This is a genomic window from Autumnicola edwardsiae (genome assembly GCF_031846505.1).
Taxonomy (GTDB): Bacteria; Bacteroidota; Bacteroidia; order Flavobacteriales; family Flavobacteriaceae; genus Autumnicola; species Autumnicola edwardsiae.
Genome location: NZ_JAVRHP010000036.1, coordinates 20,896 through 32,365, shown reverse-complemented (window position 1 = coordinate 32,365; position 11,470 = coordinate 20,896). Strand labels below are relative to the sequence as shown.

The 11,470-nt window shown below is 40.9% G+C and carries 12 protein-coding genes; 6 read left to right on the top strand and 6 right to left on the bottom strand.

All coding sequences use genetic code 11. The features are described from left to right. On the top strand, positions 1 to 535 hold a 535-nt coding region (locus RM529_RS08740; protein WP_311484427.1), incomplete at its 5' end, for a DUF4230 domain-containing protein. A 2-nt stretch (positions 536 to 537) separates the two neighbouring features. On the opposite strand, the gene RM529_RS08735 is transcribed toward RM529_RS08740, so the two are convergent. The 3 genes from RM529_RS08735 to RM529_RS08725 all read right to left on the bottom strand — a co-directional run bounded on the left by RM529_RS08735 (position 538) and on the right by RM529_RS08725 (position 3,372). Beyond that, positions 538 to 2,292, bottom strand: coding sequence for an aromatic amino acid hydroxylase (locus RM529_RS08735; protein ID WP_311484426.1), 1,755 nt, complete (start codon positions 2,290 to 2,292; stop codon positions 538 to 540). Positions 2,293 to 2,422: 130 nt separating this feature from the next. Then, positions 2,423 to 2,968: a DUF4136 domain-containing protein gene (locus tag RM529_RS08730; protein WP_311484425.1), complete on the bottom strand. Its 546-nt coding sequence runs from the start codon at positions 2,966 to 2,968 to the stop codon at positions 2,423 to 2,425. 233 nt (positions 2,969 to 3,201) lie between these two features. Further along, complete coding sequence (locus RM529_RS08725; protein ID WP_311484424.1) at positions 3,202 to 3,372, bottom strand: C1orf53 family protein; 171 nt, start codon at positions 3,370 to 3,372, stop codon at positions 3,202 to 3,204. A gap of 31 nt (positions 3,373 to 3,403) precedes the next feature. Between RM529_RS08725 and RM529_RS08720 the strand changes: the two genes are divergently transcribed. The 4 genes from RM529_RS08720 to hemL are packed head-to-tail and all read left to right on the top strand — an operon-like array spanning position 3,404 to position 6,816. Next, positions 3,404 to 3,730: a hypothetical protein gene (locus tag RM529_RS08720; protein WP_311484423.1), complete on the top strand. Its 327-nt coding sequence runs from the start codon at positions 3,404 to 3,406 to the stop codon at positions 3,728 to 3,730. Between the two features lie 41 nt (positions 3,731 to 3,771). After that, on the top strand, positions 3,772 to 4,710 hold the full coding sequence (locus tag RM529_RS08715; protein WP_311484422.1) for a 1-aminocyclopropane-1-carboxylate deaminase/D-cysteine desulfhydrase: 939 nt from the start codon (positions 3,772 to 3,774) through the stop codon (positions 4,708 to 4,710). A 1-nt stretch (position 4,711) separates the two neighbouring features. After that, positions 4,712 to 5,506: a glucosaminidase domain-containing protein gene (locus tag RM529_RS08710; RefSeq protein WP_311484421.1), complete on the top strand. Its 795-nt coding sequence runs from the start codon at positions 4,712 to 4,714 to the stop codon at positions 5,504 to 5,506. Between the two features lie 20 nt (positions 5,507 to 5,526). Further along, entirely contained in the window at positions 5,527 to 6,816 is a 1,290-nt protein-coding gene (gene hemL / locus RM529_RS08705) for a glutamate-1-semialdehyde 2,1-aminomutase (RefSeq protein ID WP_311484420.1), read from the top strand. A gap of 202 nt (positions 6,817 to 7,018) precedes the next feature. Here hemL and RM529_RS08700 read toward each other — a convergent pair whose 3' ends face one another. Both RM529_RS08700 and RM529_RS08695 read right to left on the bottom strand, forming a co-directional pair. Then, positions 7,019 to 7,918: a YihY/virulence factor BrkB family protein gene (locus RM529_RS08700; protein ID WP_311484419.1), complete on the bottom strand. Its 900-nt coding sequence runs from the start codon at positions 7,916 to 7,918 to the stop codon at positions 7,019 to 7,021. 182 nt (positions 7,919 to 8,100) lie between these two features. Further along, positions 8,101 to 9,138, bottom strand: a complete 1,038-nt coding sequence (locus RM529_RS08695; protein WP_311484418.1) for a flavin-containing monooxygenase — start codon at positions 9,136 to 9,138, stop codon at positions 8,101 to 8,103. Positions 9,139 to 9,234: 96 nt separating this feature from the next. Between RM529_RS08695 and RM529_RS08690 the strand changes: the two genes are divergently transcribed. Continuing rightward, entirely contained in the window at positions 9,235 to 10,008 is a 774-nt protein-coding gene (locus tag RM529_RS08690; protein WP_311484417.1) for a creatininase family protein, read from the top strand. A gap of 36 nt (positions 10,009 to 10,044) precedes the next feature. Here RM529_RS08690 and RM529_RS08685 read toward each other — a convergent pair whose 3' ends face one another. Further along, positions 10,045 to 11,307, bottom strand: a complete 1,263-nt coding sequence (locus tag RM529_RS08685; protein ID WP_311484416.1) for a cation:proton antiporter — start codon at positions 11,305 to 11,307, stop codon at positions 10,045 to 10,047. Between the last annotated feature and the right edge of the window lie 163 nt (positions 11,308 to 11,470).

The following is an 11,470-nucleotide window of genomic DNA, read 5'->3' as shown; positions in this document are numbered from 1 at the left end:
GCGGGAGAATCTGGAAGAGAATACTTTGCTAATTCAGGAGCAGATAAGGAATGTAGGAAAATTAGTGGTGACCGAGGGTTCTTTCTCGCAAGTATATTCTTACAAGGATTCAAAAAGATTTTATCTCGATGTTTTTTCTGCAAGAAAAAAAGCTCTTATAGTCGTAAACGCAGAAGTTACCGTGGCTTACGATTTGAGTAAGCTGGAAACAAGGGTGAATAAAGAGGATAAAACCGTTAACATCACCCATATTCCGGAGGAGGAAATAACCATTAATCCCGACATAAAATATTACGATGTTACCCAGGATTACCTCAACCAGTTTGATGCTGCAGATTATAACAAGATCAAGGAAAGGATCAATACATCCATTCAGCGGAAGATTGACAACTCCAGCCTTAAATCAAACGCCAGGAACAGGTTGGTAAGTGAGCTTCAGAAAATATATATTCTTACCAACTCCATGGGATGGACGTTGACGTACAATAATACACCAATTGGCGCTTCAGAAGAATTTGAAGAAATAAAAATGTAGTTCTAGCTTACAAGAGCTAAATCTACGAGCCCAATTCCATCTTCTATTAAATGAGAAATTTTTGGTCGCTTTTTCTTTAAGTCCTCTAAATGGTCGCGTACATTTTTTGCCAGTTTTCGATCTTCATATATCGCAAGCTCGTAAATTTCAAGAGAAAGCAGCCAGTCTTTAGGATGGTGTTTTTTGACAATATCAAACGCAGCAGAAAGCGAAAACATGGCGTTTTTTCCTTCCCTGATATTCCGTACAGATTCGTAGAGGTTTTCCAGTTCTTCTCTTTCCGCACTCTTGGTACTTTTTATTGTTGTTGAAGAGGTTTTATGGGTGACTAAATCAAAAGAATGTGCATCTGCAGGTCCTGCAAAGGCAGAAATGACTTCTTTGCCAACGGCCATATCATAATTTCCCCATTCGGGTTCAAAAAGGATGCGGTCGCCATAACTTACTGTACAATTTCTGAAGCTAATGAGAATAATCTTACCCTGAAGGTTTCTGGTTCCTGTGATAATTTCTCCATTAACAACTATTCCTCCTTCAAATTCCAGGTTTATGTTCTTTCCTTCATAGATATCATAGGCCTTTAGATCCCGCGGACTCATATCTTCAATCGCGAGGTTAATTCCCTTAAGTTTTCCTATGGGAGAGCCAAAACCCTCAGCATGATTGCCTATACCATGGCCTACCAGTTCTTTTTCTCTGTAAGAAAGCGCAGTTTTTCCTGAAGTTTTTACGTAAACCGCCTTTCCTTCTTCCGAAATAACTTCTGAAAAATCACCCGAAATCTGGATACCTGTGCTCAATTCTATAGTCCCCAAATTCTTTGAATCTATCAGTTTCTGAATACCTTCCAGCCCCCCGGTGCGCAGCGCCAGTTTATTAGCAAATTCCTCTAAAACCTGACTTAAATGTGCAAAGTCTGGCGTTACATATAATTGTGGCTGAGGTTTGGTGATGTCAAATTCCTGGTCTGCAGCGGCTATAGTGTACGGCAGTTTCTTCACTTTATCGGTCATACACCAGGTGCTTTCTCCAATAGAGGAGAGGAGTCCGGCGCCGTAAATTTTGGGGTCTTCCAAAGTTCCAATAAGTCCGTACTCCACGGTCCACCAGTGTAGATTCCTGATTTTTGCCATTTCACTGGCTTCGCCCATATTGTTTTGCAGGTAATCCACTTTCTCCTGGGCAGCTTCAATTTTTTCTTCAGAAATCCCTTCAGCCTCTTTTAATATAGAGAGATGCCGTATAGCTTCATACATTTCAAAATCTTTAGAGCTGGAAATAGCTTTACAACCAATCTCACCAAACCTTCTAAGATACTCGGCATATTCAGGATTGGCAATTATGGGAGCGTGGCCTGCACCTTCATGGATAATATCCGGGGCGGGAGTGTACTCTATGTTTTCCAGTTGGCGTATGTCACTGGCGATCACCAGTACATTAAAAGCCTGGAATTCCATAAATGCAGCCGGCGGAATAAAACCGTCTACGGCAACTGCAGCCCAGACTATTTCCTTTAAAATACGGTTCATGCCGTACATATTTGGAATGTGTTCTATAGAAATACCTGTTTTCTTCAGTCCGTCCAGGTAGGAAGAATGCGCCACTTTGCTGAGGTAACTTACATTTTTGCGCATCACATAACGCCACACTGCTTGGTTCACAGGAGTGTAATCCTCATAGTTCTGTGGTTTTATGTATTGCCGGAGATGCGCCGGTAAGCGGTCCAGTATGTCGTTAGATTGAATTTGATCCAGCATAAGTTTAAAGAAATATGTGCTATTAAAGATACAAAATCGGCAGGTAAATAAGAACCGTACGTGCAGTTGTAGAAATAAAAAAAGCCTCTAAGAAGAGGCTTTTAACGGGGATATGTAATTTCTAATTAAATTATTCCTCGCTTCCGGGAGGATATTTTTCAAGTATTTTGGCTACAATCTCATTAATTCTTTCCTGCTTTCTTTCAACTTTATCGGCCAGAGCGGCGGTTCCCATTCCCTGCCATACAAGTTCTTTAGAGTCGGCATCAATTAGATCAAGATATAAAGTCCCTTCACTTGTACGATTCACCGTGTTATAACCACTTCCCCAGTACCACGGGCTCCATCCCCAGCCGTAACCCCAGCCCGGCATCATGTTATTTTGATAAACATTAATATTCTCATTGGTTTTTGTGAAGATGCTCACTAAAAGATCGGGATTTTCAGATTTAGTAAATCCTTTTGCGGTCATTTCCTGTTCAATCGCTCTCAGGATCCTCTTCTTGTCAAGGTCTGAAATTTCTGCACGATCAATTCCCGGTTTAAAAAAAGCAAAGCTGCTGTAAGAATTAAAGTTTGCTTCGCGATCGTAATCTGAAGCTACTCTTACCGTACTACAGGAAGTGAGCAAAACTGTAAAAAACAAAAGAAACGGGGTAAACTTAAGAATTTTCATAGGTGAATAGTTTTGATAATTTGTTTCTAACTCTCATTTGGAGCAAAAAATCTGTATAAAAAGAATTTTGAGTATCTCCTGTTTTCTCTGGCGTGGTTAAAAATCGTTGCATTACAAATCTATTTCACAACCAGGTAAAGCAGCACAGAAAAGCTTTTCACTCAGGAAAAAAGGCTCAAAAATCATGCCGACTCAGAAGATTTTGCTGCTGCAGGCAATCCCAGACAGGAATTCTAGTCCTGTCGGTTGGTTTTTTTGTTGTAACCATACGGGCAGTGCCGGCATCCACTCTCACAGCAATAGCCTCTTTTTAGGTGGTATTGCTCGGTAAAACACCTGTATCCTTCGGGCGTGAGATAATAATCACCCTCTTCTAACGGAATTTTTTTCTTAAAAAAACTCATAGCACAAAAATACAATTCTTATCTTGAAAGTATGATTCTGGTCGTTAACAAATATTTGCTTGGCAAAGGCTTTAAAGGCGTTAGCATCTGGCCATTTGTTATTTTAAAGCATCAGTGGCTTAAAAATGACAGGCTTTTTATAAATCACGAGCGCATCCATTTACGCCAACAACTGGAACTGCTCCTAATTTTCTTCTATCTCTGGTATTTTACAGAATTTGTTATTGGTTTGTGTAAATTCGGGAGTGCCTATAAAGCTTATTTAAACATCAGTTTTGAACGGGAAGCTTATAAAATGGAAACTGACGGGGACTATTTAAGCCGAAGAAAATTCTGGGCCTTTCTAAATTATCTGTAACAATCATTGTTTGGCATCTTCGGCTTTTTGATCTTTGTGAAATGGCTGATATTTTTAAAACTGAAGAAATTGCTGTTCCCAACCAGTTTATCGGGAAATTTTCGGCTAAGAATATTTCGGTGTATTTAAAACGGGAAGATCTTTTACATCCTGAAGTTTCCGGGAATAAATTCAGAAAGCTGAAGTACAATATTCAGGAAGCAATTGCGCAGAGAAGGTCGAAAATTGTCACTTTTGGAGGTGCATTTTCCAACCATATCGCCGCCACAGGTGCAGCCGGGAAATTGGCAAATATCGGCACTGTGGGAGTGATTAGAGGAGAGGAATTGGCTGTAGATTTGCCGAAAACTTTAAAATATAACCCTACGCTTCGATTTGCCAGCTCCTGCGGAATGGAATTGAGATTCATTACTCGTGAAGCGTACCGGAATAAGGAAAACCCGGATTTTCTGGAAGCTTTAAGGCAGGAATTAGGCGATTTTTACCTCGTTCCGGAAGGTGGAACCAATCCTTTGGCCATAAAAGGATGCGAAGAAATCCTTCAGCCTGAAGATAAAGCTTTTGATTACGTATGCACCTCAGTTGGAACGGGCGGCACCATTTCAGGAATAATAAATTCAGCTTCAAAAGATCAAAAAATAATCGGATTTTTAGCATTAAGGGGAGACTTTCTTACTTCCGAAGTAAAAGAGCTTACGAAGGCCGATAATTGGCAAATTTCGACCCATTTCCATTTTGGGGGTTACGCGAAGGTGAACCGGGAACTTATCGCTTTTATCAATAATTTTAAAAAAACATACCACATTCAGCTCGATCCCGTTTATACAGGCAAATTACTTTTTGGTATTTTTGCAATGATTGAAAATGGCGATTTTCCTGATAATGCTAGAATCCTGGCGATACATACCGGCGGACTTCAGGGAATTGATGGGATGAACAGGCGTTTAGCGAAAAAGAATTTACCTCTAATTGAAGATTGATATGAAGATAAACCGAATTCTCTTACTATTTGTACTGAGTATTTTTATCTATTCCTGCGGAAGCAGGAAAAAAGTGACCGAAAGAAATTCCGAGAGGGAAGTAGAGGTACGCGGAGAGGCAAAACGGCATATTCCTGAAGGTGCTCCGGCTCCCGTAAGCCACGCCGAGAGTGTAGAGCAATATATCCAAATGTTTGCTCCCATCGCGCAGGAAGAAATGCAACTTTATAAAATTCCCGCCAGTATTACCCTTGCACAGGGCATTTTGGAATCGGGAGCGGGAAAAGGCCGGTTGTCCAGAAACGCAAACAACCACTTCGGAATAAAATGTCATGGCTGGAACGGCGGCAAGATTTATCACGATGATGATGCGAGGCAGGAATGTTTCAGGAAATATAACCACCCAAAATATTCGTATCGGGATCATTCGCTTTTCCTGGCGGAAAGACGACGTTATGCCGAATTATTTGAACTTGATATCGACGATTATAAAGGCTGGGCAAGAGGTCTAAAGAAGGCCGGTTATGCCACAGATCGAAAATACCCCAATAAACTTATCGATTTAATTGAAAGATATCAGCTTCAACGGTTTGATGAAGAAGTGTTGGGAAGACCTTCAAAAAGTTACGCAGATGTTGCCGATGGAAACAGTGGCAATACGACGCACCTTGTTAAAAAAGGAGATACTTTATATGCTATAGCAAAGCGCTATCACACGACGGTGGCCGACTTGCAGCGATCTAACGATCTTGATGGAACCACAATTTCCATTGGCCAGCTGTTATATATTAATTAGTGAATTAGAAAATCTGTTTTATGATTTATAAAAGAAGCAGCGAATTATTCGCTTCAGCTCAAAAAGTAATTCCCGGCGGGGTAAATTCTCCGGTTCGCGCCTTTAAAGCGGTTGGCGGAGAGCCAATTTTTATAAAAGAAGCCAAAGGAGCCTATATTTATGACGAAGATGGCAATGAACTTATCGATTATATTAATTCCTGGGGGCCGCTTATTTTAGGACATGCCCACAAACCGGTTATTGATGCGCTTGTGGAAAGGGCGAAAAAAGGAACTTCTTTTGGAACTCCAACTGAACTCGAAACCAAAATAGCGGAACTGGCGGTTAAAATGGTTCCAAATGTCGACAAAATTAGAATGGTAAATTCCGGGACTGAGGCTTGTATGAGTGCGGTGCGGCTTGCCCGCGGTTTCTCCGGAAAAGAAAAAATCATCAAATTTTCAGGTTGTTACCACGGGCACAGCGATAGTTTTTTGATCCAGGCGGGAAGCGGTGCAATTACCTTTGGAACACCAAATAGCCCCGGCGTGACTGAAGGTACTGCAAAAGATACTTTGCTTGCTACTTATAACAATCTGGAAAGCGTAAAACAATTAATTGATGCCAACAAGGACGAAATTGCCTGTTTAATTATTGAACCTGTTCCCGGAAATATGGGCTGTATTCCTCCTAATGAAGGATTTTTAGAAGGGCTTAGAGAACTTTGTGATGCAAACGATATTCTCCTGATTTTTGATGAGGTAATGTCCGGATTCCGGCTTGCACAGGGCGGAGTCCAGGAAAGACTTGGAGTAAATGCCGATATTGTGTGTTTTGGGAAGGTGATTGGCGGCGGACTCCCGGTTGGGGCTTTTGCCGCGCGTAACGAAATTATGGATTACCTGGCGCCGGTTGGGCCCGTGTACCAGGCAGGAACCTTAAGTGGGAATCCGCTTGCAATGGCTGCGGGGATGGCGATGCTTCAGGAGTTAAATGATAATCCGGAAATTTACAAAAGCATCGATGAGAAAACCGAATATCTACATAAAGGAATAGAAAAGGTGCTGAACGCAAATGATGTTACGTACACGATTAACAGGCTTGGCTCAATGATTTCAGTCCATTTTTCTGAAGAACCTGTAGTAAATTTTGCTTCGGCAGCGGCGGCGGCATCAAACGGTAAATTCAATAAATTTTTCCACGGATTACTGGAAAACGGGATTTATATCGCACCAAGTGCATTTGAAACCTGGTTTATAAGTGAAGCCCTGTCTTATGAAGATTTGGATAAGACAATCGCTGCGGTAGAAAAAGTAGCAAAAAATCTTTAAACCTGAGTACAATATACATAAACCCCGCAAAGTGCTGCGGGGTTTATTTTTTGCCGATAATTGGCATTTTAAGAGTCTCCCTTAGTTTACAGTCCTTCAGGTAAAGGAGAATTCAGGTTAGAAAATGACCTGGATAGTTCAAACCTGAAAATATTCGTGCATTAGTGGCTAACCACCATAATACGAATGGTAGATCAAGTATTCATTTTTTATCGGGGTGCGACTCCTTCCGAATATAATTTTCTGTTTCCGAATTTAATTCAGCTCCAAGAAGGATGATAAAGCTGGTAAGAAAAAGCCACATAAGCAGCACAACTACCGCAGAAATTGAGCCGTAAACTTCGCCATAACTCCCAAAGTTACTTACATAATAAGAAAATCCCCAGGAGGCGATTAACCATAAAATAGTGGCTAAAAGAGCACCGGGTAATACCCACTTAAAAGCCGGGGTGGTACGGGGGGGTGCATATTTATAGACCAGCGAGAGAAAAAAGACGACAATGGCAGCAAGTACCAGCCATCGTCCATAGTTTATTAGTGTTTCAATTCCCGAAGGAAGCCCAAGCATATGTACAATGGCCGGAAAAGCAACAATTAAGGCCATGCTGATGATCACCAGCAGAACAGCACCTAACGTAAAAAGTAATGCGATGGCATTTTCTTTTATAAATCCGCGCGGCTTTTCTATGCCATAGGCGATATCTACTCCTATAAATAATGATTTGGTTCCTTTGTTGGCACTCCATAAACTGAATAGAATCCCCAATGCTGTTCCCCAGCCAAGGGTTTGTCCCGACGTGGACATAAAATTATCTATCTGGCTTTCCAGTATCCCAAAGGCTTCCTGCGGCATCATTCCCGATAATTGTGATAATTGACTCTGTATTTGCTCCGGGCTAACGGCTAGCCCGTAAATAGAAATTAATGCAAGGATTGCAGGAAAGACGGCCAGGAAAGCGTAAAAAGCCACTCCGGCAGAAACGATGGAGACATTATCATCAGCAATTTGATCTTTTACATTAAGCACGATCTTTTTCCATCCTGAGCCTTTAATCTTTGTGGGGGATTTTACCCCCTTTATTTCGCGTACGTGTTCAGACATTCCTTTATGTTGAGCGTTTTAAGTGGTTTGGGAAATTTAATTTTTCACTGAAAAAATCCGTTTCCGGAGGTATTACTCTCAAATTACAGGAAAGAAGCTGTTTATCAAAAGCCTTTAAAGGTACTTTAACTTTAGTTGAAACTATTTCCCCAAGTCTTTGTGCTGAGATTAGCCCGAAGAAATTATGCTTTAGAAATATAGTTTGCGAGATATTTGGCATCCTTTTTTATTCCGCCAAGGGTGGCAGAGCCGCGGGTGTAGAGCCAGGGCAGCCCTATAAAATAGAGTCCGTTAATGTTACTTACGCCCCGGTAATGTGCAGGATAACCGTTTTCTGTAAGTTTTAGCCCTTCAATCCACTCAAAATTGGGACGATAACCAGTTGCCCAAACGATGTTCTTTAGATCGTTTAGCTCATTATTTTCGGTAAAAACAATATTTCCTTCCGCATCTTTAACCTTTCCCACAAGGCTTACATTTTCCCGGCGCAGGATTGCCTTTACGTCGGTTCCAATTATTGGCTGCCTGGATGTGCTTAATTTTTTTCCTATCCATGAATCTTTACTGAAGCCAAGGATTCCGGTTTTTTTGAGCCACCAGAATAATGTTTTTCCCAGAATTTCCTGCGGAAGGAGTCTCACGTTGCTTGTCCCGGAAAAATATACACTGTTTCTTTGTTGAGATATTTCGTCCAGGATCTGAAAACCGGAATCTCCCGCACCAACCACCAATGTTTTTCCCGGCTGCAGTTGATCTGGATTTTTATAGTAATTGCTGTGAACCTGAAAGATTTCCGGATCAATTTTTTTAGAAAAAGGAGGAATATAGGGAATATGAAAAGGTCCCGTGCCAATTATTACATTTTTCGCCTTTAAGTCTCCGCTGGAACTCTTCAGAAGAAAATAATCTTCTTCGCGGCTTATTTTCTCTATGAGCGTATCAAACTGAATAGGAAAATTATATTCTTTTACATAAGCTTCAAAATATTGGGCCACTTCATCTTTAGAAGGATAATGCCCTTTGGGACCGGGAAAATCAAGGCACGGAAGATTATTAAATTCTGAAGGGGTGAAGAGGGTAAGGGAATCCCAGCGGTTGCGCCAGGAAGCGCCTATGGTACTCTCCTTGTCTACCACCAAAAAATTTTTATCCAGTTTTTTTAAGTAGTAAGCTATGGATAAACCTGCCTGTGCAGCCCCAACAACTATAAAATCCAGCATTCTGTTAGTTTTTTCAAAAATAGGATTATTCTTAGATACTGCTAAATCTTTTAAACTTCAGTAAATTTAAGACACATAGTTAAAATGGCAATTATCATGAAACAGAAGATCAGGCCTTATGTTCCCGCGGAAACCAACTGGAAAAATGTAAAAGCTGAAGATTATACTGTGGCAGTCCTGCCCTGGGGAGCGACCGAGGCTCATAATTTTCACTTGCCTTATGCAACAGATAGCATCTTGGCTGAAGGTGTGGCTGTAGAATCTGCCCGAAAAGCATGGGAGCAGGAAGCGAAAGCTTTGGTGCTGCCAACGATTCCTTTTGGTGTAAATACAGGCCAGATGGATGTGAAATTCTGTATAAACATGAATCCCAGTACACAATATGCTGTTTTAAAAGATGTAGTACAGGTGCTTAACGAGCATAAACTTCGTAAACTTGTTATTTTAAATGCTCACGGCGGAAATAGTTTTAAGCCAATGATTAGGGAATTGAGCGTGGAATTTCCGGATGTTTTTATCTGTTCTGTAAACTGGTGGCAATCTGTAGATGCTCATCCGTATTTTCATGAACCCGGAGATCATGCAGGGGAGTTGGAAACTGCCACTGTTATGCACCTGGCCCCAGGTTTGGTACTTCCATTAAACGAAGCCGGAGATGGTGCTGCCAAAACGTACAAAATAAAAGGACTTAAGGATGGTTGGGTTACAGCCCAACGAAAATGGACAAAAGTTACTAAAGATACCGGAGTAGGAAACCCAAAGGCAGCAACTGCTGAAAAAGGTGCTGCTTTTTTTAGTGCAACTACCTCAATGATTTCCGATTTTTTAAAGGAGCTGCATGCAGCAGATTTGAATGATTTTTACGAATAGCCATCTATTGAAGATTTCACTATTCTGTGCAAACAGTTAGTTTTCTTCCAGGTCTGAACTTCGCTCTGCTTTTCCACGAAAATAATTTATTATAGAAGGCGCGGTAAGGCCATGGAGTACAATAGAGAATAAAATGATGTAGGCAGTAATTGCATAGAGCTCATTTTTATGAGTAAAGTTGTCAAATTTTAAAAAGGCCCAGGATAAATAAAAAACCGAACCTATACCACGTATTCCTAAAAAACTGATCGCCAGCTTTTCCTTCATCTTTTCTTTTTTAACAAAAATAAGGGGAACCATACCTGCCAGTGGGCGTATAAGTAGTACAAATAATAAAGCAAAAGTCACCCCTTTCCAGTCGGTTAATGTCAACATACCACTCATAATAGAGCCACCAAAAAGGATAATCCAAACCACAAGTAATAAATGTTCCACTTCGGTTATAAAATCATGAAGTTTCTTTTTGTAGTCGCCGCTTACCTTTTCGTAATATCTTAAACTAAAGCCTGCAAAAAAAACAGCTAAGAATCCGTAGCCATGAAGGAGTTCGCTCAGGCCATAGGTCATTATGGTGAGGGAGAGTGAAAGAAAACCTACAAAGGTCTCAACGCCGGTCACGTGGTGCAACCTGTCAAAAAGATAACCAATAAGCCTTCCAATGGCAAGGCCTATAATTATACCAAGCACGATCCTCAGTAAGAATTCATCCAGGATCCAGCCTGTCAAATCAAATGCTGCCCAACTTCCCGCCTGGGCAACTAAAACGGCCATATAAGAAAAAGGAAAGGCGATACCATCATTTAATCCCGCTTCTGCAGTTAGGGTGAACCTTACGTTATCTTCCGGACTTTTTTCTGCAAGAGGGTCATCCAGCTGAACTTCGGCTGCAAGAACGGGATCTGTCGGGGCCAGTATTGCAGCCAGTAACAGGGAAGACGGTAAGCTGAGTACAAGAAAATAGGATCCCAGCAAATATGCAGAAACCATACATATTGGCATGGTTATAAAAACCAGCAACAGCGGTTTTCGCCAGCTTTTGAGCGTGTAGTGGGATCCAATTTTAAGCCCGGCACCCATGAGAGAAATAATAACTATGGTCTCAGAAAAATACATGAGCCATTCGTCATTCCATATAGGACTAGGCCATCCAAGAGGTATAGCTGCAGCGTATATTCCAAAACCTATGAGCAATAAAATTATTGGGGAACTAACTTTTATCTTCTTGGCAAAAGAAGGCAGCCAGGCCATAATTAGTGTAGCAAATCCAAGTCCTGCAAGAATAAGGTAGTGGTCTTTCATTTATTTCTAAAGCTGTGAAAATAGAATATATTAATCTGCCGCTCAAATTTTTTGCAAAAGCCTAACAATTGTAAAATTCAGATTTGACAGTTTGGAAAACTAACATAACTGGGTTCTAAATATAAATGAAGAAAAGGTAACGTAAAAAAGCGAAGGTAAAGAT

Bases quoted from the DNA above. Each gene is read 5' to 3' on its own strand.
- RM529_RS08735 (WP_311484426.1), bottom strand. From the start codon at position 2,292: ATGCTGGATCAAATTCAATCTAACGACATACTGGACCGCTTACCGGCG.
- RM529_RS08730 (WP_311484425.1), bottom strand. From the start codon at position 2,968: ATGAAAATTCTTAAGTTTACCCCGTTTCTTTTGTTTTTTACAGTTTTG.
- RM529_RS08725 (WP_311484424.1), bottom strand. From the start codon at position 3,372: ATGAGTTTTTTTAAGAAAAAAATTCCGTTAGAAGAGGGTGATTATTAT.
- RM529_RS08720 (WP_311484423.1), top strand. From the start codon at position 3,404: ATGATTCTGGTCGTTAACAAATATTTGCTTGGCAAAGGCTTTAAAGGC.
- RM529_RS08715 (WP_311484422.1), top strand. From the start codon at position 3,772: ATGGCTGATATTTTTAAAACTGAAGAAATTGCTGTTCCCAACCAGTTT.
- RM529_RS08710 (WP_311484421.1), top strand. From the start codon at position 4,712: ATGAAGATAAACCGAATTCTCTTACTATTTGTACTGAGTATTTTTATC.
- hemL (WP_311484420.1), top strand. From the start codon at position 5,527: ATGATTTATAAAAGAAGCAGCGAATTATTCGCTTCAGCTCAAAAAGTA.
- RM529_RS08700 (WP_311484419.1), bottom strand. From the start codon at position 7,918: ATGTCTGAACACGTACGCGAAATAAAGGGGGTAAAATCCCCCACAAAG.
- RM529_RS08695 (WP_311484418.1), bottom strand. From the start codon at position 9,138: ATGCTGGATTTTATAGTTGTTGGGGCTGCACAGGCAGGTTTATCCATA.
- RM529_RS08690 (WP_311484417.1), top strand. From the start codon at position 9,235: ATGAAACAGAAGATCAGGCCTTATGTTCCCGCGGAAACCAACTGGAAA.
- RM529_RS08685 (WP_311484416.1), bottom strand. From the start codon at position 11,307: ATGAAAGACCACTACCTTATTCTTGCAGGACTTGGATTTGCTACACTA.